A 22,686-nucleotide genomic window follows, 5' to 3' on the forward strand; every position below is an offset into this window, starting at 1 on the left:
TTGATAACTATTTTTTTTTGGTTTTAAACTCTAACGATATTTGCGCCTAAAGCTCTTAATCGTTCGTCAATTCGTTCGTAACCTCTATCGATTTGTTCTATATTTTGAATGGTTGATGTTCCTTTAGCAGAAAGTGCTGCAATTAATAAGGAAATTCCAGCTCTAATATCTGGCGAACTCATTACTGTTGCTTTCAATTGTGATTGGAAATTATGTCCCATAACTACGGCACGATGCGGATCACAAAGCATAATTTTTGCGCCCATATCAATTAGTTTATCCACGAAGAACAAACGGCTTTCAAACATTTTTTGGTGAATTAACACATCGCCATTGGCTTGAGTAGCAGTAACGAGAACTATACTCAACAAATCGGGAGTAAATCCTGGCCAAGGCGCATCAGCGATAGTAAGAATAGAACCGTCAATATCTGTTTTTACTTCATAGTTTTCGTGTGTTGGAATATAAATATCATCACCTCTACGCTCAAGTGTAATTCCTAATTTTCTAAAAACACTTGGAATTACTCCAAGATTATCCCATGAAACATTTTTGATGGTGATTTCACTTCTTGTCATCGCCGCAAGACCAATCCAAGAACCGATTTCAATCATATCTGGAAGAATTCGGTGCTCACAACCGCCAAGACTTTCTACACCTTCAATCGTTAACAAGTTAGAACCAACTCCAGTAATTTTTGCACCCATTGAGTTCAACATTTTACACAACTGTTGCAAATAAGGTTCGCAAGCTGCGTTGTAAATTGTTGTTGTTCCTTCGGCTAAAACTGCAGCCATAACGATGTTTGCTGTTCCAGTTACCGATGCTTCGTCAAGCAGCATGTACGTTCCTTTTAGCTTTCCATCGGTTTCAACTCCATAAAAATGGTCTTCTCTTTCGTAACGGAATTTTGCTCCAAGATTAATAAAACCTTCAAAATGTGTATCCAAACGGCGACGACCGATTTTGTCACCACCAGGTTTTGGAATGTAACCACAACCAAAACGAGCCAAAAGCGGACCAACAATCATAATGGAACCTCTTAAACTTCCACCTTCTTTTTTGAAAGCTTCGGTTTTTAGGTAATCAATGTTTACTTCATCGGCTTGAAAAGTATAATCTCCTGGACCATTTTTTTGGATTTTTACACCAAGATTTCCAAGTAATGTAATTAATTTATTAACGTCCATAATATCAGGAATATTAGTAACTCTAACTTTTTCTGAAGTTAATAAAGCTGGACATAAAACTTGTAGTGCTTCGTTTTTTGCTCCTTGTGGCGTTACATCACCTTTTAATCGAATTCCGCCTTCTATTTTGAATGTTCCCATTTCTTTCTGTATAATGTATAATAGTAAATTGTATAAATGTAAGTTGTATACTGGAATGTGTATAATTTAATTATAGGATTACATTATACATTTCTACAGTATACAATTAAGACTTTGGATTTTTATTGTTATTTTTTACAAAAGGTTTTTTGCCGTTTTTGTTGTTTTTGATTTTTGCATTCTGCGGCATATTTTTGTTGGATGTTTTTTTGTTGGTTCGCATTATGTCTGTTGTGGTCAACAACTCTTCTGCGCTTTGCAACAAATTTAATTTTCCATCGGATAGTTCATATAAATGCTCAAAAATCACGGTATCAGTAACAGTATCTTTGTTCCAACTTAGGTAGGATTTTTTCATGTGATTGGCAATTACTTTTACCAATGCACTTTTCATTTCGCCTTCTTCCCAACTATTTGCTACATTAATCATGTATTTAATGTTATTACCGTAGAACCGATATTTTGGATTTTTTTGAGGATACGCTAATCGTTCTGGTTTTAAGTTGATAACTTCCCGAGTTGGAACTGGGTAAGGCGAATCGACATCCAATCTAAAATCGGACATGATGAAAATTTGATCCCAAAGCTTATGTTGAAAATCGGGAACATCGCGCAAATGTGGATTTAAACTTCCCATTACTTGAATGATGTATTTGGCGGCTTTGTTACGTTCGTCTCTATCAGCAATTTCGGTTGCTTGATCGATAAGTTTTTGTAAATGGCGACCATATTCTGGAATAATCAAATGCGTTCTTTCGGCATTATATTCTAGGTGATGTACCACATCATTTGCATTTTCTTTGATGTATTTTTCCATAATTTTTAAAGCGAAATTATCCCTTCAATATCAGAAACTTCAATATATTTTTCAATTACTTGTTCTGGGTTTTCCATAGTAACATTCACGGAAAGACTAGTGTATTTTCCGGTTTTTGATTGTGTAGTTTGAATAACAGCACCAAGATTGTCGAAAGCATTTTCGACTTCTTCAATCTTTTTTTTATCGGTTGGTACAATAAATTTATATAAATATTCACTCGGCCAAACGGAAGTATTGTTCAATTCTTCACGCAGTCTGCTATAAAATTCTTCGGTTTTTTTATCCATTGATAGTAAAAATAAAAGCAAATATACAATTATGATTTCATAAAAAATTATATTTATAAAAATGCTGTTAAAACAAAAACCTGACTTTAAAAAAAGTCAGGCTTAAATTTTATCTAAACAATTTTACTTCTGTTTAAATGCTTTCACACCAGGAAAATAAGCTGTATCTGCTAGTTCTTCTTCAATACGAAGTAATTGATTGTATTTTGCCATACGATCTGAACGCGAAGCTGAACCAGTTTTAATTTGACCACAGTTTAAAGCTACTGCTAAATCTGCAATTGTATTGTCTTCAGTTTCTCCTGAACGGTGCGACATTACTGAAGTATAACCAGCATTATGCGCCATATTTACAGCAGCAATTGTTTCAGTCAAAGTTCCAATTTGATTTACTTTTACTAAAATTGAATTGGCAATTCCTTTTTCAATTCCAGTAGAAAGACGTTCCACATTAGTTACAAACAAATCATCTCCAACCAATTGTACTTTATCGCCAACCAATTCTGTTAAATATTTCCAACCTTCCCAATCATCTTCATACATTCCGTCTTCGATAGAAATAATTGGATAATTAGTAGCTAGAGAAGCTAAATATTCAGCTTGTTCTTTTGACGTTCTCACTTTTCCTGTTTCTCCTTCAAATTTTGTGTAATCGTATTTTCCGTCAACATAAAACTCAGAAGCTGCACAATCAAGAGCAATCATAATTTCGTCGCCAAATTTATAACCTGCGTTTTCAACCGCTTTTTTAATTGTATCTAAAGCATCTTCTGTTCCACCAGCAAGATTTGGTGCAAAACCACCTTCGTCACCAACCGCTGTAGAAAGATGTCTATCGTGTAATACTTTTTTCAAATTATGGAAAATCTCCGTTCCCATTTGCATTGCGTGTGTAAAAGAAGTTGCATTTACCGGCATAATCATGAATTCTTGAAACGCGATTGGTGCATCAGAGTGTGAACCACCATTGATAATATTCATCATTGGAACTGGTAATGTATTGGCAGAAACTCCACCAATATAACGATATAAAGGCAATCCTAACTCATTAGCGGCTGCTTTTGCAACAGCTAACGAAACTCCCAAAATTGCGTTTGCTCCAAGACTTGATTTATTTGGCGTAGCATCCAATTCAATCATTAATTGATCGATATGGTTTTGTTCAAAAACTGAAACTCCTAACAACTCGGGAGCAATTTTAGTATTTACATTTTCAACCGCTTTCAAAACGCCTTTACCCATAAATGCTTTTCCGCCATCGCGCAATTCAACTGCTTCGTGTTCGCCTGTTGAAGCTCCAGATGGAACAGCAGCACGACCAAGAACGCCGTTTTCAGTTACCACATCAACTTCAATAGTAGGATTTCCTCTTGAATCCAAAATTTGTCTTGCATGTACTTTGATAATAATGCTCATATTTTATGATATTAGATTTTTATGGTTTGTTTTAAGAATAATTACAAATATATTCTATCTTTTTTTATCAATTTCACAATTTCCGCTAATGTTATTAACGCAAACGTTTTAGTGTAATTCAGTTTTTATGAAGCGAATGACTTGGTTAGTTTCAGTAATCCATTTTCCCGCTTTTCGTTTCAATCTGTCATTGCGAGGAACGAGGCAATCTCATCAAAAATTTAAAACGCAATGACAGGATTTCCACTTCAATCGGGTCTAATTGATAAATCTTAAACCGTTTGTAAACTATTGGCTTTTTTGATGTTGGCAACAAATTCATCAAAAAGATACGACGAATCGTGTGGTCCAGGACTTGCTTCTGGATGATATTGAACCGAGAAACACGACTTCGATTTCATTCGCATTCCGGCAACTGTATTGTCATTCAAATGATAATGTGTAATTTCTACATCGGCATGGTTTTCAAGTTCTTCTCTATTTACAGCAAAACCATGATTTTGAGAGGTGATTTCTCCTTTTCCGCTCAATACGTTCATAATTGGATGATTAATTCCTCGATGTCCATTGAACATTTTATAAGTAGAAATTCCATTTGCTAAACCAATAATTTGATGCCCAAGACAAATGCCAAAAACAGGTTTATCAGAATTAATGATTTGCTTTGCCACATTAATCACACCTTCTAAAGGCTCAGGATCGCCTGGACCATTTGACAAGAAATAACCATCTGGATTGAATGATTGCAACTCATCAAAAGTTGCGTTGTATGGAAAAACTTTTATGTAACAGTCTCTTTTAGCTAGATTTCTTAGAATGTTTCTTTTGATACCTAAATCCAATGCTGAGATTTTATAAGTAGCATTTTCATCACCAAAAAAATAAGGTTCTTTAACCGAAACTTTGGAAGCTAATTCCAAACCTTTCATATCTGGAACATTAATCAATAATTCTTTTAATTCGTCGATTGGAGTTCCATCGGTGCAAATAACAGCGTTTTGCGCACCATTATCGCGAATGTAACTTACCAAAGCTCGAGTATCAACATCAGAAATACAGATTAGATTTTGTTTTTCGAAATAGTCATATAGATTACTTTCTGAATTTGGACGAGAGTGATTGAAACTAAAATTTTTACAAACTAATCCAGAAATCATAATTTTTTCTGATTCTACTTCTTCGGCGTTGACTCCGTAATTTCCGATATGCGGATTGGTGGCAACCATTATTTGTCCAAAATAAGATGGATCGGTAAAGATTTCTTGATATCCTGTCATTCCAGTATTGAAACATACTTCTCCAAAAGTTTTTCCAGAAATTCCAATTGATTTTCCGTAAAAAATGGTTCCGTCAGCTAGTAGTAGTAGTGCTTGTGGTCGTGTTGTGTATTTCATTTGTAGTTAGTTGTTGTAGTTGCAAATTTAGAGTATTCGTATTTAATTATAAAATCGATTTATTAAAGTTTATAAACATTCCATTTGTTTCTTCTTTAGCCCCGATTGTAGTGGAAATCCTTGCCTTTTTAAGGCAAGATTGTAACGAAAAGCGGGAAAATGGTTTGCTGGTATTTCCAGAAGATTCGCTGCAAAAAAAAAAAGGATAAACAAAAATTTGTTTATCCTTTATATTTATGAATTTGTATTCATTATTCTGCACTTGGAGTTTCTTCTGAAGCAGTTTCTGGAGCAGATGGTGCTGGAGTTTCAGCAGCTGGAGCAGTTGTTTCTGCTTTTTTGCTTTTTCCACCACGACGGCTTTTAGATTTTTTCTCTTCTTTTTTACCACCATTGTAAAGTTCGTTGAAATCAACTAGCTCAATCATTGCCATATCAGCATTATCTCCAAGACGGTTTCCTAACTTGATGATACGAGTATAACCACCTGGACGATCGCCTACTTTTGCTGCTACTTCTCTAAAAAGCTCTGTAACTGCATATTTGTTACGTAGGTAAGCGAAAACAATACGACGATTATGAGTAGTGTCTTCTTTTGACTTTGTAACTAGCGGCTCTACGAATTGTTTTAGCGCTTTTGCTTTGGCAACAGTTGTATCAATACGTTTGTGTTCGATAAGTGAACAAGCCATATTAGCTAACATAGATTTTCTATGTCCAGTCTGTCTGCTTAAATGATTTACTTTTTTTCCGTGTCTCATGACGTTTTTTTTTAACCTTCATCTTGCTTCAATCCGCTATCGGAGCGCAAAATATGAAGTAATTTATTCTTTATCTAATTTGTATTTTCCTAAATCCATTCCGAAAGTTAAGTTCTTGTTGGCAACTAATTCGTCTAACTCAGTTAGCGATTTTTTACCAAAATTACGGAATTTCATAAGGTCATTTTTGTTGAAAGATACAAGATCTCCAAGTGTATCAACTTCGGCTGCTTTTAAACAGTTTAAAGCTCTTACTGATAAGTCCATGTCAACAAGTTTAGTTTTTAACAACTGACGCATGTGTAATGATTCTTCATCGTATGATTCTGTTTGAGCAATTTCATCAGCTTCTAAAGTAATTCTCTCATCTGAGAATAACATAAAGTGGTGAATTAGAACTTTGGCAGCTTCTGTTAAAGCATCTTTTGGATTGATTGAACCATCAGTTTTGATTTCGAAAACTAATTTTTCATAATCTGTTTTTTGCTCAACACGGAAATTTTCAATAGCATATTTTACATTTTTTACTGGTGTAAAAATTGAGTCTGTAAATATAGTACCAATTGCTGCGTTTTGTTTTTTGTTTTCCTCTGCAGGAACATAACCACGTCCTTTTTCTATAGTTAATTCCATGTTTAGGTTAACTTTACTATCAAGATTACAAATTACTAATTCTGGGTTTAATACTTGAAAACCAGAGATGAATTTTTGAAAATCACCAGCAGTAATTTGGTCTTTTCCTGAGATTGAGATAGAAACTGTTTCGTTATCTACATCTTCAATTTGACGTTTGAAACGTACTTGTTTAAGATTAAGGATAATTTCGGTAACATCTTCAACAACTCCTGAAATAGTAGAGAATTCATGCTCAACACCTTCGATACGAACCGAAGTGATTGCATAACCTTCTAGAGCAGAAAGTAAAACTCTTCTAAGTGCATTACCAACTGTCAATCCGTAACCAGGTTCTAAAGGTCTGAATTCAAACTTACCTTCAAAATCGGTTGAATCGATCATGATAACTTTATCGGGCTTCTGAAAATTAAATATTGCCATAATTTAGACTGATGTCAATTATTATTTGTTGTACAACTCAACGATTAATTGTTCTTTGATGTTTTCTGGGATTTGCAATCTTGCAGGAACTGAAACAAAAGTTCCTTCTTTCGTATCGTTGTTCCAAGTAATCCACTCATAAACGTGTGAAGAATTAGCTAATGAACGTTCAATAGCTTCAACTGATTTAGATTTTTCACGTACAGCAACTTTATCACCTGCTTTTAAGTGGTATGACGGGATGTTTACTAACTCTCCATTAACCGTAATGTGCCTGTGAGAAACGATTTGTCTTGCTGCTCTTCTTGAAGATGCAATACCCATTCTGTAAACTACATTATCTAAACGAGCTTCACATAATTGTAAAAGGATTTCACCTGTTACACCTTTAGAAGCTGCAGCTTTTTCGAACAAATTTCTGAATTGCTTTTCTAAAATACCATAAGTATATTTAGCTTTTTGCTTTTCCATTAACTGAACAGCATATTCAGATTTTTTACCTCTTTTTTTAGCCAACCCATGTTGTCCTGGAGGATAATTTCTTTTTTCGAAGGCTTTGTCTTCTCCGAATATTGCTTCGCCAAATTTACGAGCAATTTTTGTACTTGGACCAGTATATCTTGCCATTTTAAATTGTTTTTAGATAGAGATTATGAATTCAGGTCAAATCCTTCGATAATCTGATTTCTATCTTTGTTATACTATAATTATACTCTACGTCTTTTAGGAGGACGACATCCATTGTGTGGCATTGGAGTAACATCAATAATTTCTGTTACTTCAATTCCTGAGTTATGAATAGATCTGATAGCAGACTCACGTCCGTTACCTGGACCTTTTACATAAACTTTTACTTTTTTAAGACCAGCTTCTAAAGCAACTTTTCCACAATCTTCTGCTGCCATTTGAGCTGCGTATGGAGTGTTCTTTTTAGAACCTCTGAAGCCCATTTTACCAGCTGAAGACCAAGAGATAACTTCACCTTTTTTGTTTGTCAAAGAAATGATGATATTATTGAAAGTTGCATTAATATGAGCTTCACCCGTTGATTCAACGATAACTTTACGTTTTTTTGCAGTTGCTTTAGCCATATTACTTATTATTTAGTTGCTTTTTTCTTGTTAGCAACAGTTTTTCTTTTACCTTTTCTTGTTCTAGAGTTGTTCTTAGTTCTTTGACCTCTTAATGGAAGACCAACTCTATGACGAATTCCTCTATAACATCCAATGTCCATTAAACGTTTGATGTGTAATGAAACTTCTGAACGAAGTTCACCTTCAATTTTGTAATATGATACAGCATCACGGATTGCTCCAATTTGCTCATCATTCCAATCTTGAACTTTAGTATCTTGGCTTACATGAGCTTTTTCTAAAATCTCAATTGCTCTACTTTTACCAATTCCGAAGATGTAGGTTAAAGCGATAACTCCTCTTTTGTTTTTTGGGATGTCTACCCCTGCTATTCTTGCCATAACTATCCTTGTCTTTGTTTAAATCTAGGATTCTTTTTATTAATCACGTACAATCTTCCTTTGCGACGCACGATAATGCACTCGGCACTTCTTTTTTTAACTGATGCTCTTACTTTCATATTAGTAGCTTTAGTATCTATAAGTAATTCTTGCTTTTGACAAATCATAAGGGCTCATTTCTAATTTCACTTTATCACCAGGTAATAATTTGATGTAATGCATACGCATTTTTCCTGAAATATGAGCAATTACAATATGTCCATTTTCTAATTCTACACGGAACATAGCATTTGACAATGCTTCAATTATTGATCCGTCTTGTTCTATTGCTGATTGTTTTGCCATAAAAATTAAGCTACTGCTTTTCTATTTTTACCACTTTTCATCAATCCATCATAGTGTTTATTCAATAAATAAGAATTTATTTGTTGAATAGTATCGATAGCAACACCAACCATAATGATTAGCGAAGTACCTCCATAGAACATTGCCCAAGATTGTTGTACATCTAAGCTTACTACTATAGCTGGGAACACAGCAATTAAAGCAAGAAATAATGCACCAGGGAATGTTATTAATGACATAATTTTATCAAGAAAATCGGATGTTTCAACACCTGGTTTTACACCAGGAATAAAACCACCACTTCTTTTTAAATCATCGGCCATTTTGTTTGTTGGTACTGTAATTGCTGTATAGAAATAAGTAAATATTAATATTAACAATGCAAATACAAAATTGTACCAAAAACCAAACATATTACTAAACTCACCTGCTATAGACTGAGAAGTTTCAGATTTTGAAAGACCAGCTAAAGCCGCAGGAATAAACATAATTGCTTGAGCAAAAATGATTGGCATTACTCCTGATGCGTTTAATTTTAATGGAATCCATTGTCTGTTTCCACCTAACATATCTTGTTCAAAATCTCCTGCTGTCGTACGACGTGCATACTGTACAGGAATTTTTCTAACAGCCATTACTAAAAGTACACAAGCAATTATTACTAATAACCATACCACTATTTCAAAAACAAGAAGCATTGGACCACCATTATTGTTAGTCACTTTAGATGTAAACTCCTGAAGTAAAGCTTGAGGAAGTCTTGCTAAAATACCAACCATAATTAAAAGTGAAATACCGTTTCCAATACCTTTATCAGTAATTTTTTCACCTAACCACATGGCAAAAATTGTACCTGTAGTAAGAATTAAAACCGATGAAAACAAGAATGAAAAAGAATCAAAACCTAAAAGGAATGCACTACTAGGCAAAGTTCTGTACAAGTTATAGATATAACCTGGACCTTGAACTAAAGTAATAGCGATTGTTAACCACCTAGTGATTTGATTTATCTTTTTTCTTCCGCTTTCACCATCTTTCTGAAGCTTTTGTAGGTATGGAATAGCAATACCCATTAATTGTACTACAATTGAAGCCGAGATGTAAGGCATGATACCTAAGGCAAATACAGATGCTTTTGAGAAAGCTCCACCAGTAAACATATCAAGTATTGATCCAATACCTTGTTCTGTTTGTCCTGCTAAGCTATTCAATTGAGTCGCATCAATACCTGGTAAAGTAACATGTGCTCCAAATCGGTAAACTAATAACAAACCTAATGTAATTAGAATTCTATTTTTTAGTTCTTCTATTTTCCAAACATTATTTAATGATTCAAAAAACTTCTTCATTGTTTATAGAATTATAATGTTACAGCTTCACCTCCAGCAGCTTCGATAGCGGCTTTTGCAGTAGCAGTAAATTTATGAGCGGTTACTTTTAATTTTGCTTTTAACTCTCCTCTTCCTAATATTTTAACAACTTCATTTTTAGTAGCTAATCTATTTTCTACTAAAGCAGTAAAATCTACTGTATCTGTTACTAAACCATTATCTACTAAAGCTTGTAAAGTATCAAGATTTACACCTTGGTACTCAACACGATTAATATTTTTAAAACCAAACTTAGGTACACGTCTTTGAAGTGGCATTTGACCTCCTTCAAAACCAATCTTTTTAGAATAACCTGAACGAGATTTTGCTCCTTTGTGACCACGTGCAGCAGTACCACCTTTTCCAGAACCTTCTCCTCTACCTAGTCTTTTATTTTGATTGTGTGTTGAACCTTCAGCTGGTTGCAAGTTACTTAAATTCATAACTATAATTTGTTATTTAGTTTCTTCTACAGAAACCAAGTGTTTAACTTTATTTACCATTCCAAGGATAGCAGGATTTGAATCATGCTCAACAACTTGTCCTAACCTTTTAAGCCCAAGAGCTACTAAAGTTTTCTTTTGTGTCAACGGACAGTTGATTTGACTTCTTACTTGTTTTACTAATATCTTTGCCATAATTTCCTTGAATTAACCTTTAAATACTTTTTCTAAAGAAATACCTCTTTGTTTTGCAACAGTATAAGCACTTCTCATTTGTAATAAAGCATCAAAAGTAGCTTTAACCACATTGTGAGGGTTTGATGAACCTTGAGATTTTGATAATACATCGTGAATACCTACTGATTCAAGTACTGCACGAACAGCACCACCAGCAATAACTCCTGTACCATGAGATGCAGGCATTAAATATACCGCTGCTCCACCAAATTTACCTTTTTGTTCGTGAGGTACTGATTGACCACTTAAAGGAATTCTAACTAAATTCTTTTTTGCATCTTCAACTGCTTTTGCAATTGCTTCTGAAACATCTTTAGATTTTCCTAATCCGTGACCTACAACACCGTTTTCATCACCTACAACAACAATAGCAGAAAAGCCAAAAGCTCTACCTCCTTTAGTTACTTTGGTAACACGATTTACACTTACCAGACGATCTTTTAATTCAAGACCGCTAGGTTTTACTAATTCTACATTTTTGTATTTAGACATAATATATTAGAATTTAAGTCCAGCGGCTCTAGCGCCTTCTGCTAATGATTTAATACGACCGTGGTATAAATAACCTCCTCTGTCGAAAGTTACAGTATCAATCCCGGCTTTTAACGCTTTTTCTGCTGCAAGTTTTCCAACTGCAGCTGCAACTTCAACGTTTGTACCTTTGTTATCTATTCCTTTATCTCTCGATGAAGCTGCTAATAAAGTTACACCATTCACATCATCAATTAGTTGTGCATAGATTTCTTTATTACTTCTGAATACAGATAATCTTGGTTTAGCAGTAGTACCGCTAACAATCTTTCTGATTCTGAATTTAATTCTTTGTCTTCTTTCAGTTTTTGTTAATGACATAATGCTAATTTTTACGCTGATTTACCTGCTTTTCTTCTTAATACTTCACCAACAAACTTAACTCCTTTTCCTTTGTAAGGTTCTGGTTTACGGAAACCTCTGATTTTTGCAGCGATTTGTCCGATTAATTGTTTGTCATGAGAAGTTAACTTTACGATTGGATTTTTTCCTTTTTCTGAAATTGTTTCTAATTTTACTTCTGGAGCAACTTCTAAAACAATATTATGAGAAAAACCTAACGCTAAGTCTAATTTTTGACCTTGGTTTGAAGCTCTATAACCAACTCCAACCAATTCTAATTCTTTTGTAAAACCATCAGATACACCTACAATCATGTTATTGATTAAAGATCTGTATAATCCGTGTTTTGCTCTTTGTTCTTTATTATCAGAAGATCTTTCAACTGTTAATTGACCTTCTTCAACTTTAATAGTTACATCTGAGTAATCTTGTGAAAGTTGACCTAATTTTCCTTTTACAGTAACTGTGTTTTCGTTAACTTCAACAGTTACACCTGCAGGAATTGAAATTGGATTTTTACCTATTCTTGACATTGTTTAACTGTTTATTAGTATACGTAACAAATTACTTCTCCACCAACATTTAATTGCTTAGCTTGTTTCCCAGTCATAAGACCTTTTGAAGTTGAAACAATAGCAATTCCTAATCCGTTAAGGATTCTAGGTAATTTAGCAGCACCTGCATATTTACGTAAACCTGGTTTACTAATTCTTTGGATATCTCTAATTACTGGCTCTTTTGTATCTTTATCGTACTTCAAAGCAATTTTGATGGTACCTTGAACTGTGGTATCATCAAATTTGTAACTAAGGATATATCCTTGATCAAATAAAATTTTTGTGATTTCTTTTTTCAAGTTAGACGCTGGAATTTCAACCACTTTATGGTTTGCCATTACTGCATTTCTAACTCTCGTAAGATAATCTGCAATTGGATCTGTATACATATGTATAAATTTGCGGTTATGGTTTTCAAAAAGTACTCACTAAATGAACCTTTAACCAGTTAAATTATTTTTTGGTTTGCAAAAGTAATAACTTTTTACGAAACTACCAAGAAGCTTTTTTTACTCCTGGTATTAAACCTTGATTAGCCATTTCACGGAATGTTACACGTGAAATACCGAATTGACGCATATAACCTCTTGGTCTTCCTGTTAATTTACAACGATTGTGCATACGAACTGGTGAAGCATTTTTTGGTAATTTTTGTAACCCTTCGTAATCTCCAGCTTCTAATAAAGCTTTTCTTTTCTCAGCGTACTTAGCTACCGTTTTAGCTCTTTTAACCTCACGGGCTTTCATTGATTCTTTAGCCATGTCTTAATTCTTTTTAAAAGGTAAACCTAATTCAGCCAATAATGACTTTGCTTCTTTGTCTGTGTTTGCAGATGTTACAAATGTAATATCCAAACCTGAGATTTTGTTTACTTTATCAATATCAATTTCTGGGAAAATAATTTGTTCAGTAACTCCAAGGTTGTAATTACCTCTTCCGTCAAAACCAGTTGCCTTGATACCATTAAAATCTCTTACACGTGGTAAAGACGAAGTAATAAGTCTATCTAAAAACTCATACATTCTTTCGCCTCTAAGAGTAACTTTTGCACCAATTGGCATACCTTTTCTCAATTTGAAAGACGCAACGTCTTTTTTAGAAATAGTAGCCACTGCTTTTTGTCCAGTAACTTTCGTTAACTCATCAACTGCATAGTCAACTAATTTTTTATCAGATACTGCTGCTCCAACTCCACGGCTTAAAACGATTTTTTCCAATTTTGGAACTTGCATTACGTTTTTGTATCCGAACTCTTCTTTAAGGGCAGCAATTACTCTGTCCTTATATTCTTGTTTAAGTCTAGGTGTATATGCCATAACTATAATACTTGATTAGATTTTTTTGAAAATCTCACTTTCTTATCTCCTTCTACTTTGATACCCACTTTAGTAGCCTTTTTAGATTTTGGATCTATCAAAGCCAAGTTTGAAATATGAATAGGAGCTTCTTTCTTAACAATTCCTCCTTGAGGTTTTTTTGCACTTGGTTTTGTATGTTTTGAAACCATGTTTACACCTTCAACGATTGCTTTGTTTTTTTCACGGTCAACACTAACAACTTTACCTTCAGAACCTTTGTGGTCTCCTGCGATAACTGTTACAATGTCTCCTGATTTTATTTTTAGCTTTATCATCTTACTAACGAATTAAAGCACTTCTGGTGCTAATGATACAATTTTCATGAATTGTTTTTCACGAAGTTCTCTTGCAACCGGACCAAAAACACGAGTTCCTCTCATTTCTCCTGCAGCGTTCAAAAGAACACATGCATTGTCATCGAAACGAATATAAGAACCATCAGCTCTTCTCACTTCTTTTTTGGTACGTACAACAACTGCAGTAGAAACAGCACCTTTTTTAACGTTTCCGTTTGGTGTTGCATCTTTGATTGATACTACAATTTTATCTCCAACAGAGGCATAACGACGTTTCGTTCCTCCTAAAACACGGATAGTCAAAACTTCTTTTGCTCCTGTGTTATCTGCTACTTTTAATCTCGATTCTTGTTGTACCATAATTACTTAGCTCTTTCAATGATTTCAACTAATCTCCAACATTTTGTTTTAGATAAAGGTCGTGTTTCCATGATCTTTACTGTATCACCAATGTTACAGTCATTTTTTTCGTCGTGTGCATGATATTTTTTAGTTTTCAACACGAACTTACCATATAATGGATGTTTTACTCTTCTTTCTTCAGCAACAACAATAGATTTATCCATCTTGTTTGAAGTAACAACACCTATTCTTTCTTTTCTTAAATTTCTTTTTTCCATCTTTTCAGCTAGCATACAATTATTGTAACTCTCTTTTAGTTAGCTCAGTTGCTACTCTAGCAACGGCTCTTCTTGCACTTCTAATTTGAAGTGGATTAGCGATTGGAGAAATAGCGTGTGTAGATGTTAAATCTAAATAAGCTTTTCTCAACTCAGCAAGTTTTACTTGTAACTCAGCTGTAGATAGACTGATAATTTCTGATTGTTTCATAATATTTTTTGATTATGCTTCGAAATCTCTAGCAACTACAAACTTAGTTTTTACTGGAAGTTTTTGTGCTGCTAAACGCAAAGCTTCTTTAGCAACAGAAAGCGGAACTCCACCAACTTCAAACATGATTTTTCCTGGTTTAACAACAGCAGCCCAATATTCAACGGCTCCTTTTCCTTTACCCATACGAACCTCTAGAGGTTTTTTGGTAATTGGTTTATCTGGGAAAATTTTAATCCATAATTGTCCTTCTCTTTTCATAAAACGAGTTGCAGCGATACGCGCAGCTTCGATTTGACGTGAAGTTAAGAACATTCCGGTTTCATGTACTGATTTAATTCCAAACATTCCATTAGAAAGTTCGTGTCCTCTTTGAGAAACGCCCTTCATTCTACCTTTCTGTACCTTACGGTATTTTGTTCTTTTAGGCTGTAACATTTTTCTTTAGTTTAAAAATTACTTTCTTTTACGTGCATCTGGTTTACCACCTTTGTTGTAAGGTTTTCTATCTCCTTTAGAAGAATCGCCACCTTTTCCGCCAGAAGCTTGTTTTTTATCCATTCCAACTAGTGGAGATAAATCACGTTTTCCGTAAACCTCACCTTTCATGATCCATACTTTAATTCCCATTCTACCATAAGCAGTATGAGCTTCTCCTAAAGCATAATCAATATCGGCTCTGAAAGTTGATAGAGGAATTCTACCTTCTTTGAATTGTTCTGAACGTGCCATTTCAGCACCATTCAAACGACCCGAAATCAAAACTTTAATACCTTCTGCATTCATACGCATTGCTGCTGCGATAGCCATTTTTATAGCTCTTCTGTATGAAATACGGCTTTCGATTTGACGAGCAATACTTGTTGCAACTAAATAAGCATCTAACTCTGGTCTTTTAATTTCAAAGATGTTAATTTGAACCTCTTTGTCAGTAATTTTCTTAAGTTCTTCTTTCAACTTGTCTACCTCTTGTCCACCTTTCCCGATAATAATACCAGGTCTTGCAGTAGTGATAGTAACGGTTACAAGTTTCAAAGTTCTCTCAATAATTACTTTTGATACACTAGCTTTTGATAAACGAGCATGGATATACTTTCTGATTTTATAATCTTCGGCAATTTTATCACCGTAATCATTTCCACCATACCAGTTTGAATCCCATCCTCTGATGATCCCAAGTCTGTTTCCAATTGGATTTGTCTTTTGTCCCATCTTTATTAATTGCTTTGTGTGTTATCTAATTGTCCTAATACGATTGTTACGTGATTTGAACGTTTTCTAATTCTGTGTGCTCTTCCTTGTGGAGCTGGACGAAGTCTTTTCAACATCATTCCACCATCTACAGTGATTGTTTTAACAAATAAGCCTGCTTCAGCTACATTTCCTTCTGCATTTTTCTGCTCCCAATTGTTGATTGCAGATAACAAAAGTTTTTCTAACTTTCTTGAAGCTTCTTTTGAGCTAAATCTTAATATATTTAAAGCTCTTTCCACTTTTTGACCTCTTACCAAGTCTGCTACTAAGCGCATTTTTCTAGGTGAAGTAGGGCAATTGTTTAATTTAGCAAATGCTATAGACTTGTTAGCCTCTTTTCTTGCGTCTGCAGTTTCTCTTTTACGAACTCCCATTGCTTCTTATTTTTTACCTTTATTTTTTGCTCCAGCATGACCTCTAAAAGATCTTGTTGGTGAAAACTCTCCTAATTTGTGTCCTACCATGTTCTCAGTTACATAAACTGGAACAAATTGACGACCATTGTGAACTGCGATAGTTTGTCCAACGAAATCTGGTGTAATCATTGAAGCTCTAGACCATGTCTTAACAACTCCTTTATTTCCTCCAGCAATGTTTTCCTGAACTTTTTTATCTAATTTATAGTGAACAAATGGTCCTTTTTTTAATGAACGTGCCATGTCTATCTAATTATTTCTTTCTGCGTTCTACAATATACTTGTTGCTCGGGTTAACTTTAGAACGAGTTCTATAACCTTTAGCTGGTAAACCTTTTCTAGAACGTGGATGACCTCCAGACGAACGTCCTTCTCCACCACCCATTGGGTGATCAACCGGGTTCATAGCAACTGGTCTTGTTCTTGGTCTTCTTCCTAACCATCTGCTTCTACCTGCTTTTCCAGATACAATCAATTGGTGATCTGAGTTAGAAACTGCTCCAATTGTAGCTGAACAAGTCAACAAGATTAATCTTGTTTCACCTGATGGCATTTTTATTGTTGCATATTTTCCATCTCTTGCCATTAACTGAGCAAATGTTCCAGCCGAACGAGCTATCGTAGCACCTTGACCTGGACGTAATTCAATACAAGATATTACAGTTCCTAATGGAATTTTGCTCAAAGGCAAAGTATTTCCAATTTCAGGAGCTGCACCTTCACCAGAAACTACAGTTTGCCCAACTTGTAAACCATTTTGAGCAATAATATACGTTTTTTCTCCATCAGCATACCAAAGTAATGCGATAAAAGCCGTTCTGTTCGGATCATATTCAATTGATTTCACTGTAGCTGGAACTCCAACTTTAGTTCTTTTGAAATCAATGATACGATACCTTTGTTTGTGACCACCGCCAGTATAACGCATGGTCATTTTTCCTTGACTATTTCTACCACCTGAGTTTTTTATCGGTGCGATCAAAGATCTCTCCGGCTTATCAGTTGTGATGGCGTCAAAACCATTCACAACTCTAAAACGCTGACCAGGGGTAATAGGTTTTAATTTTCTAACTGACATTTTCTATTAGATATTATTATAAAAATCTATTGTTTCTCCTTCTTTTACTTGAACGACAGCTTTCTTGTAGCTATTCGTTTTTCCACTGATTAAACCACTTTTAGTATATTTAGTAGTTCTATCAGCTCTATAGTTCATCGTGTTAACTGAAACAACAGAAATTCCGTAGGTAGCTTCAACAGCTTTCTTAATTTGAACTTTGTTTGCTTTTTTGTCAACAACAAAACCAAAACGATTGAAAACCTCACCTTCTTTGGTGATTTTTTCAGTGATGATAGGCTTAATTATGATACTCATGGTCTAATTATTTGCTTAAATTTTCTTCAATTCCTTCTAAAGAACCCTCTAAAAGAACTAAGTTATTAGCATTTAAAATCTCGTAAGTACTTAATTCTGAATTAATTACAACACTAGAGGCTTTTAAATTACGTGACGACAAATATACATTTTTATTTGATTCACCCAACACAAATAAAGATTTTTTATTTTCTAACCCTAAAGCTTTCAAAACATTGATAAAATTTTTAGTGTTTGGTGTTTCAAAATTAAAGTCTTCAACAACTACTAAATTTGATTCTTTTACTTTTATAGAGAAAGCTGATTTACGAGCTAATCTTTTTACTGTTTTATTCAATTTGAATGAATAGCTTCTTGGTCTTGGACCGAATACTGTTCCTCCTCCTTTAAACAAAGGACTTTTCTTTGAACCTGCACGAGCAGTACCTGTACCTTTTTGTTTTTTAATCTTACGCGTAGAACCTGCAACTTCTGCTCTTTCTTTAGCTTTGTGCGTTCCTTGTCTTTGATTTGCTAAGTATTGCTTAACATCAAGATATACTGCGTGATTATTTGGCTCAATGCCGAATACTGAATCAGAAAGTTGTACTTTTCTTCCAGTATCTTTTCCGTTGATATCTAAAACTTTTACTTCCATTACTTCTGAATGATTACATAAGAGTTTTTGTGTCCAGGAATTGCTCCTTTAACTACTAGTAGATTCTTTTCAGCAACTACTTTTAAAACTCTAAGATTTTGTACTTTTACATTATCTCCTCCCATTCTTCCTGCCATACGCATTCCTTTAAATACACGTGATGGATAAGAAGATGCTCCTACAGAACCTGGTGCTCTTAAACGGTTATGTTGACCATGAGTTGCTTGTCCAACACCACCAAAACCGTGACGTTTTACAACCCCTTGAAAACCTTTACCTTTTGATACACCTTGTACATCAACAAACTCTCCTTCGCTGAATACTTCCACAGTGATGTTATCACCTAATTTGTAATTTTCTTCAAATCCTTGGAATTCAACGACTTTTTTCTTAGCAGAAGTTCCCGCTTTTTTAAAGTGACCTAAATCAGCTTTAGTAGCGTGTTTTTCTCCTTTGTCATCGAAACCAAGTTGAAGAGCTGAATACCCGTCAACCTCATTGGTTCTGACTTGGGTAACGACACAAGGTCCAGCTTCGATTACTGTACAAGGAATATTCTTCCCGTTTTCATCGAAAATGCTTGTCATGCCGATTTTTTTTCCAATTAACCCAGACATATTAATAATTATTTAATGTTTATTTTTATTTTTCAACAAAGAAATAAGTATCAGAAATTAAATTATCCCTGATACTCATTTCAGAAAATTGTATACTTAAACTTTGATTTCTACTTCAACACCACTTGGCAATTCAAGTTTCATTAAAGCATCGATAGTTTTCGAAGAAGAGCTATAGATATCTAGCAATCTCTTGTATGAACTTACTTCAAACTGCTCTCTCGCTTTTTTGTTAACGTGAGGAGAACGTAATACAGTAAATATTTTTTTGTGTGTAGGTAACGGAATTGGACCTGTTACAACAGCACCTGTACTTTTCACAGTTTTTACGATTTTCTCTGCTGATTTATCAACCAACATGTGATCGTAAGACTTTAATTTTATTCTAATTTTTTGACTCATCTTGATAAAAATTAAGCGTTACCTTTTGCTTTTTTGATTACTTCTTCAGATATGTTTGAAGGAGTTTGCTCGTAGTGTGAGAATTCCATTGTAGAAGTTGCTCTACCTGAAGATAATGTTCTCAATGTAGTTACATAACCAAACATTTCAGATAATGGAACATGAGCTTTGATAGTTTTAGCTCCATTTCTGTCACCCATATCATTTACTTGACCTCTTCTTCTATTCAAATCTCCAACTATATCACCCATGTTTTCTTCTGGAGTAATCACTTCAATTTTCATGATTGGCTCAAGAATAACAGCACCAGCAGCTTTTGCTACTTCTTTGTATCCCATTTTTGCTGCTAATTCAAAAGAAAGAGCATCAGAATCTACAGGGTGGAAAGATCCATCAGTCAAAGTAACTTTCAAGCTATCTACAGTATATCCAGCTAATGGACCTGTTTTCATAGCTTCTTTGAAACCTTTTTCAACTGCAGGAATATATTCTTTAGGAACGTTACCTCCTTTTACAGCGTTAACGAATTGTAATCCAACTGGAGCTTTTCCGTCAACTAATTCTGCTGGTTCAAGCGTGAAAACAATATCACCAAATTTACCACGACCTCCAGATTGTTTTTTATATGTTTCTCTGTGAGTTGCTGATTTTGTGAAAGCTTCTTTGTACTCAACTTGTGGTTCACCTTGATTTACCTCAACTTTGAACTCACGTTTCATACGATCTACAAGTATATCTAAGTGTAGCTCACCCATTCCTGAGATAATCGTTTGTCCCGAAGCTTCGTCAGTTCTAACTGTAAATGTTGGATCTTCTTCAGCTAATTTTGCTAAAGCCATACCCATCTTATCTACGTCTGCTTTTGTTTTAGGTTCAATAGCGATACCAATAACTGGATCAGGGAATTTCATCGACTCAAGAATGATTGGGTGTTTTTCATCACACATTGTATCTCCAGTCTTGATATCTTTAAATCCAACTGCTGCTCCAATATCACCTGCCTCAATATACTCGATTGGATTTTGTTTGTTAGCATGCATTTGGTAGATTCGAGAAATTCTTTCTTTGTTACCTGAACGAGTGTTCAAAATATACGAACCTGCATCTAAACGACCTGAATAGGCACGGAAGAAAGCTAAACGACCAACATAAGGATCTGTTGCAATTTTAAATGCTAAAGCTGCGAACGGCTCCTTTACATCAGGACGACGTAAGATTTTTGTTTGATCTTCTTCTAATAAATCAGCATCATCAGGATGAATACCTTCTATACCTTCTTTATCTAAAGGAGATGGCAGATATTTACATACAGCATCCAACATAAATTGAACACCTTTGTTTTTGAATGATGAACCAGCAATCATTGGAATGATAGCCATGTCAATTGTAGCAGCTCTTAAAGCGTTGTTGATTTCGTCTTCAGTGATAGATTCTGGATCTTCCATGTATTTATCAAGAAGATTTTCATCGTAATCAGCAACAGCTTCAATAAGTATATCTCTGTATTCTTTAACTTCTGCAACCATGTCAGCTGGAATTTCAACTACGTCAAAAGTCGCACCTTGTGTAGCATCATGCCAAACAATAGCTTGATTTTTTACTAAATCAACAACACCTTTGAAATCATTTTCTTCACCTATTGGCAAAGTGATCGCAACTGCGTTTGATTTTAGCATATCTCTAACTTGTTGACATACATTTAAGAAGTTAGAACCTTGACGGTCCATTTTGTTTACGAATCCCATACGTGGAACTCTATATTGATCAGCAAGTCTCCAGTTAGTTTCTGACTGTGGCTCAACACCATCAACAGCACTAAATAAGAAAACTAACCCATCCAATACACGTAATGAACGATTTACCTCTACAGTAAAGTCTACGTGTCCTGGAGTATCAATAATATTAAAGTGGTAAGGTTTAGACTCAGGAGTCGTTTTACCTTGCACAGTTGGAAAACTCCATTCACAAGTTGTAGCCGCTGAAGTAATTGTGATACCTCTTTCTTGCTCTTGTGCCATCCAGTCCATTGTTGCAGCACCATCATGCACTTCACCAATTTTGTGTGATTTTCCAGTATAAAATAATATACGCTCAGTTGTTGTTGTTTTACCAGCATCAATATGAGCCGCAATACCAATGTTTCTTGTAAATTTTAAATCTCTAGCCATTTCTTAAATATTAAAATCTGAAGTGAGAGAATGCTTTGTTTGCTTCTGCCATTTTGTGAGTATCCATTCTCTTTTTAACAGCAGCGCCTTCTTCTTTAGCCGCAGCTAAAATTTCAGAAGCTAATTTTCCAGCCATAGATTTTTCATTTCTTCTTCTGGCATAAAGTATCATCCACTTCATTGCCATTGAGATTTTTCTATCTGGTCTAATTTGCATTGGAATTTGAAATGTAGCTCCACCCACTCTACGACTACGTACTTCTACGTGAGGCATAACATTAGTTAACGCATCTTTCCAAATCTCTAATGATGTTTTTTCATCATTGTTTTTCTTTGATTCTACGATATCAATTGCATCATAAAATACTTTAAAAGCTGTAGATTTTTTACCATCCCACATTAAGTTATTCACAAAACGTGTTACCAATTGGTCGTTAAACCTTGGATCTGGTAAAAGAGGTCTTTTCTTTGCTGCTCTTTTTCTCATGTCTTTTTCTTTTGAGTTTTAAAAATTACTTTTTCGCCTCTTTTGGACGTTTTGCACCATACTTAGATCTACGTTGCGTTCTTCCAGCTACACCTGATGTATCAAGCGCACCACGAACGATGTGGTATCTAACTCCTGGTAAATCTTTTACTCTTCCGCCTCGCACTAATACTATCGAGTGCTCTTGTAGATTATGTCCTTCTCCTGGGATGTAAGCATTCACTTCATTTCCATTTGTCAAACGCACACGCGCTACTTTACGCATTGCAGAGTTTGGTTTTTTTGGAGTAGTAGTGTAAACACGCGTACAAACACCTCTTCTTTGAGGACAAGAATCTAAAGCAACCGATTTACTCTTCTTAGTGATTTGAGTTCTTCCTGTTCTTACTAATTGTTGAATTGTTGGCATAATTAATACTAAAAATTTCTTATGTTTTAAATTTACCCTATTTTTAGGGGTTGCAAATGTAGTAATTATTT

The 22,686-nt window shown here is 34.7% G+C and carries 37 protein-coding genes; all 37 read right to left on the reverse strand.

Features of this window, described 5'->3' with window-relative positions; genetic code table 11:
- Nucleotides 1-23: 23 nt before the first annotated feature.
- The gene (murA, locus tag IAI56_RS01950) at nucleotides 24-1,331 is read right to left on the reverse strand and encodes a UDP-N-acetylglucosamine 1-carboxyvinyltransferase (RefSeq protein ID WP_187656276.1); all 1,308 of its coding nucleotides are present in this window, start codon (nucleotides 1,329-1,331) and stop codon (nucleotides 24-26) included.
- 106 nt (nucleotides 1,332-1,437) lie between these two features.
- Complete coding sequence (locus tag IAI56_RS01955; RefSeq protein ID WP_187656321.1) at nucleotides 1,438-2,151, reverse strand: DUF4290 domain-containing protein; 714 nt, start codon at nucleotides 2,149-2,151, stop codon at nucleotides 1,438-1,440.
- A gap of 2 nt (nucleotides 2,152-2,153) precedes the next feature.
- The gene (locus IAI56_RS01960; protein ID WP_187656277.1) at nucleotides 2,154-2,438 is read right to left on the reverse strand and encodes a DUF493 family protein; all 285 of its coding nucleotides are present in this window, start codon (nucleotides 2,436-2,438) and stop codon (nucleotides 2,154-2,156) included.
- A 123-nt stretch (nucleotides 2,439-2,561) separates the two neighbouring features.
- Nucleotides 2,562-3,854, reverse strand: a complete 1,293-nt coding sequence (gene eno, locus IAI56_RS01965; RefSeq protein WP_187656278.1) for a phosphopyruvate hydratase — start codon at nucleotides 3,852-3,854, stop codon at nucleotides 2,562-2,564.
- A 272-nt stretch (nucleotides 3,855-4,126) separates the two neighbouring features.
- A complete protein-coding gene (carA, locus tag IAI56_RS01970) occupies nucleotides 4,127-5,248 on the reverse strand; it encodes a glutamine-hydrolyzing carbamoyl-phosphate synthase small subunit (RefSeq protein ID WP_187656279.1) in 1,122 nt (373 codons plus the stop codon).
- Between the two features lie 251 nt (nucleotides 5,249-5,499).
- Nucleotides 5,500-6,009: a 50S ribosomal protein L17 gene (gene rplQ / locus IAI56_RS01975; RefSeq protein WP_187656280.1), complete on the reverse strand. Its 510-nt coding sequence runs from the start codon at nucleotides 6,007-6,009 to the stop codon at nucleotides 5,500-5,502.
- Nucleotides 6,010-6,072: 63 nt separating this feature from the next.
- A complete protein-coding gene (locus IAI56_RS01980) occupies nucleotides 6,073-7,065 on the reverse strand; it encodes a DNA-directed RNA polymerase subunit alpha (RefSeq protein WP_121312871.1) in 993 nt (330 codons plus the stop codon).
- Nucleotides 7,066-7,086: 21 nt separating this feature from the next.
- Nucleotides 7,087-7,692, reverse strand: a complete 606-nt coding sequence (rpsD, locus tag IAI56_RS01985) for a 30S ribosomal protein S4 (RefSeq protein ID WP_187656281.1) — start codon at nucleotides 7,690-7,692, stop codon at nucleotides 7,087-7,089.
- An 80-nt stretch (nucleotides 7,693-7,772) separates the two neighbouring features.
- Nucleotides 7,773-8,156 carry a 30S ribosomal protein S11 gene (gene rpsK / locus IAI56_RS01990; RefSeq protein ID WP_121312869.1) on the reverse strand — a complete coding sequence of 128 codons (384 nt, stop codon included), beginning with the start codon at nucleotides 8,154-8,156 and terminating at the stop codon, nucleotides 7,773-7,775.
- Between the two features lie 8 nt (nucleotides 8,157-8,164).
- On the reverse strand, nucleotides 8,165-8,539 hold the full coding sequence (gene rpsM / locus IAI56_RS01995) for a 30S ribosomal protein S13 (protein ID WP_187656282.1): 375 nt from the start codon (nucleotides 8,537-8,539) through the stop codon (nucleotides 8,165-8,167).
- A 2-nt stretch (nucleotides 8,540-8,541) separates the two neighbouring features.
- The gene (ykgO, locus tag IAI56_RS02000; RefSeq protein WP_002987490.1) at nucleotides 8,542-8,658 is read right to left on the reverse strand and encodes a type B 50S ribosomal protein L36; all 117 of its coding nucleotides are present in this window, start codon (nucleotides 8,656-8,658) and stop codon (nucleotides 8,542-8,544) included.
- A 10-nt stretch (nucleotides 8,659-8,668) separates the two neighbouring features.
- Complete coding sequence (infA, locus tag IAI56_RS02005) at nucleotides 8,669-8,884, reverse strand: translation initiation factor IF-1 (protein WP_007136545.1); 216 nt, start codon at nucleotides 8,882-8,884, stop codon at nucleotides 8,669-8,671.
- Between the two features lie 5 nt (nucleotides 8,885-8,889).
- The gene (secY, locus tag IAI56_RS02010; protein ID WP_187656283.1) at nucleotides 8,890-10,233 is read right to left on the reverse strand and encodes a preprotein translocase subunit SecY; all 1,344 of its coding nucleotides are present in this window, start codon (nucleotides 10,231-10,233) and stop codon (nucleotides 8,890-8,892) included.
- An 11-nt stretch (nucleotides 10,234-10,244) separates the two neighbouring features.
- Entirely contained in the window at nucleotides 10,245-10,697 is a 453-nt protein-coding gene (gene rplO / locus IAI56_RS02015) for a 50S ribosomal protein L15 (RefSeq protein WP_187656284.1), read from the reverse strand.
- Nucleotides 10,698-10,709: 12 nt separating this feature from the next.
- The gene (rpmD, locus tag IAI56_RS02020) at nucleotides 10,710-10,892 is read right to left on the reverse strand and encodes a 50S ribosomal protein L30 (protein ID WP_169523140.1); all 183 of its coding nucleotides are present in this window, start codon (nucleotides 10,890-10,892) and stop codon (nucleotides 10,710-10,712) included.
- A gap of 12 nt (nucleotides 10,893-10,904) precedes the next feature.
- Complete coding sequence (rpsE, locus tag IAI56_RS02025; protein ID WP_169523170.1) at nucleotides 10,905-11,429, reverse strand: 30S ribosomal protein S5; 525 nt, start codon at nucleotides 11,427-11,429, stop codon at nucleotides 10,905-10,907.
- A gap of 3 nt (nucleotides 11,430-11,432) precedes the next feature.
- Nucleotides 11,433-11,786: a 50S ribosomal protein L18 gene (rplR, locus tag IAI56_RS02030; protein WP_187656285.1), complete on the reverse strand. Its 354-nt coding sequence runs from the start codon at nucleotides 11,784-11,786 to the stop codon at nucleotides 11,433-11,435.
- Nucleotides 11,787-11,797: 11 nt separating this feature from the next.
- On the reverse strand, nucleotides 11,798-12,340 hold the full coding sequence (gene rplF, locus IAI56_RS02035; protein WP_187656286.1) for a 50S ribosomal protein L6: 543 nt from the start codon (nucleotides 12,338-12,340) through the stop codon (nucleotides 11,798-11,800).
- A gap of 14 nt (nucleotides 12,341-12,354) precedes the next feature.
- The gene (rpsH, locus tag IAI56_RS02040; RefSeq protein ID WP_169523143.1) at nucleotides 12,355-12,753 is read right to left on the reverse strand and encodes a 30S ribosomal protein S8; all 399 of its coding nucleotides are present in this window, start codon (nucleotides 12,751-12,753) and stop codon (nucleotides 12,355-12,357) included.
- Nucleotides 12,754-12,856: 103 nt separating this feature from the next.
- Complete coding sequence (gene rpsN / locus IAI56_RS02045; protein WP_169523144.1) at nucleotides 12,857-13,126, reverse strand: 30S ribosomal protein S14; 270 nt, start codon at nucleotides 13,124-13,126, stop codon at nucleotides 12,857-12,859.
- Nucleotides 13,127-13,129: 3 nt separating this feature from the next.
- Nucleotides 13,130-13,681 (reverse strand): 50S ribosomal protein L5, encoded by a 552-nt coding sequence (gene rplE, locus IAI56_RS02050; protein WP_169523145.1) that lies wholly within the window; start codon nucleotides 13,679-13,681, stop codon nucleotides 13,130-13,132.
- 2 nt (nucleotides 13,682-13,683) lie between these two features.
- The gene (rplX, locus tag IAI56_RS02055) at nucleotides 13,684-13,998 is read right to left on the reverse strand and encodes a 50S ribosomal protein L24 (RefSeq protein ID WP_187656287.1); all 315 of its coding nucleotides are present in this window, start codon (nucleotides 13,996-13,998) and stop codon (nucleotides 13,684-13,686) included.
- Nucleotides 13,999-14,010: 12 nt separating this feature from the next.
- On the reverse strand, nucleotides 14,011-14,379 hold the full coding sequence (gene rplN, locus IAI56_RS02060) for a 50S ribosomal protein L14 (RefSeq protein WP_007803649.1): 369 nt from the start codon (nucleotides 14,377-14,379) through the stop codon (nucleotides 14,011-14,013).
- 2 nt (nucleotides 14,380-14,381) lie between these two features.
- A complete protein-coding gene (rpsQ, locus tag IAI56_RS02065) occupies nucleotides 14,382-14,639 on the reverse strand; it encodes a 30S ribosomal protein S17 (protein WP_169523147.1) in 258 nt (85 codons plus the stop codon).
- Nucleotides 14,640-14,658: 19 nt separating this feature from the next.
- On the reverse strand, nucleotides 14,659-14,850 hold the full coding sequence (rpmC, locus tag IAI56_RS02070; protein WP_187656288.1) for a 50S ribosomal protein L29: 192 nt from the start codon (nucleotides 14,848-14,850) through the stop codon (nucleotides 14,659-14,661).
- 12 nt (nucleotides 14,851-14,862) lie between these two features.
- A complete protein-coding gene (rplP, locus tag IAI56_RS02075) occupies nucleotides 14,863-15,288 on the reverse strand; it encodes a 50S ribosomal protein L16 (protein ID WP_131476292.1) in 426 nt (141 codons plus the stop codon).
- Nucleotides 15,289-15,306: 18 nt separating this feature from the next.
- Nucleotides 15,307-16,062 carry a 30S ribosomal protein S3 gene (gene rpsC, locus IAI56_RS02080; RefSeq protein WP_187656289.1) on the reverse strand — a complete coding sequence of 252 codons (756 nt, stop codon included), beginning with the start codon at nucleotides 16,060-16,062 and terminating at the stop codon, nucleotides 15,307-15,309.
- A 5-nt stretch (nucleotides 16,063-16,067) separates the two neighbouring features.
- Nucleotides 16,068-16,478: a 50S ribosomal protein L22 gene (gene rplV, locus IAI56_RS02085; RefSeq protein WP_169523150.1), complete on the reverse strand. Its 411-nt coding sequence runs from the start codon at nucleotides 16,476-16,478 to the stop codon at nucleotides 16,068-16,070.
- 6 nt (nucleotides 16,479-16,484) lie between these two features.
- Nucleotides 16,485-16,763: a 30S ribosomal protein S19 gene (gene rpsS, locus IAI56_RS02090; RefSeq protein WP_007136562.1), complete on the reverse strand. Its 279-nt coding sequence runs from the start codon at nucleotides 16,761-16,763 to the stop codon at nucleotides 16,485-16,487.
- Between the two features lie 10 nt (nucleotides 16,764-16,773).
- Nucleotides 16,774-17,598, reverse strand: a complete 825-nt coding sequence (gene rplB / locus IAI56_RS02095) for a 50S ribosomal protein L2 (protein WP_169523151.1) — start codon at nucleotides 17,596-17,598, stop codon at nucleotides 16,774-16,776.
- A 6-nt stretch (nucleotides 17,599-17,604) separates the two neighbouring features.
- Complete coding sequence (gene rplW, locus IAI56_RS02100) at nucleotides 17,605-17,895, reverse strand: 50S ribosomal protein L23 (RefSeq protein ID WP_187656290.1); 291 nt, start codon at nucleotides 17,893-17,895, stop codon at nucleotides 17,605-17,607.
- A gap of 7 nt (nucleotides 17,896-17,902) precedes the next feature.
- On the reverse strand, nucleotides 17,903-18,532 hold the full coding sequence (gene rplD, locus IAI56_RS02105) for a 50S ribosomal protein L4 (protein WP_187656291.1): 630 nt from the start codon (nucleotides 18,530-18,532) through the stop codon (nucleotides 17,903-17,905).
- Complete coding sequence (gene rplC, locus IAI56_RS02110; RefSeq protein ID WP_162126315.1) at nucleotides 18,532-19,149, reverse strand: 50S ribosomal protein L3; 618 nt, start codon at nucleotides 19,147-19,149, stop codon at nucleotides 18,532-18,534. The genes rplD and rplC overlap by 1 nt, the downstream gene beginning before the upstream one ends.
- A gap of 96 nt (nucleotides 19,150-19,245) precedes the next feature.
- Nucleotides 19,246-19,551, reverse strand: a complete 306-nt coding sequence (gene rpsJ / locus IAI56_RS02115; RefSeq protein ID WP_026710316.1) for a 30S ribosomal protein S10 — start codon at nucleotides 19,549-19,551, stop codon at nucleotides 19,246-19,248.
- An 11-nt stretch (nucleotides 19,552-19,562) separates the two neighbouring features.
- Entirely contained in the window at nucleotides 19,563-21,719 is a 2,157-nt protein-coding gene (gene fusA, locus IAI56_RS02120) for an elongation factor G (RefSeq protein ID WP_187656292.1), read from the reverse strand.
- A gap of 10 nt (nucleotides 21,720-21,729) precedes the next feature.
- Entirely contained in the window at nucleotides 21,730-22,206 is a 477-nt protein-coding gene (rpsG, locus tag IAI56_RS02125) for a 30S ribosomal protein S7 (RefSeq protein WP_187656293.1), read from the reverse strand.
- A gap of 25 nt (nucleotides 22,207-22,231) precedes the next feature.
- The gene (gene rpsL / locus IAI56_RS02130; RefSeq protein WP_007136570.1) at nucleotides 22,232-22,615 is read right to left on the reverse strand and encodes a 30S ribosomal protein S12; all 384 of its coding nucleotides are present in this window, start codon (nucleotides 22,613-22,615) and stop codon (nucleotides 22,232-22,234) included.
- Nucleotides 22,616-22,686 lie beyond the last annotated feature (71 nt).

This window comes from Flavobacterium macrobrachii (genome assembly GCF_014486675.1).
Taxonomy (GTDB): Bacteria; Bacteroidota; Bacteroidia; order Flavobacteriales; family Flavobacteriaceae; genus Flavobacterium; species Flavobacterium macrobrachii.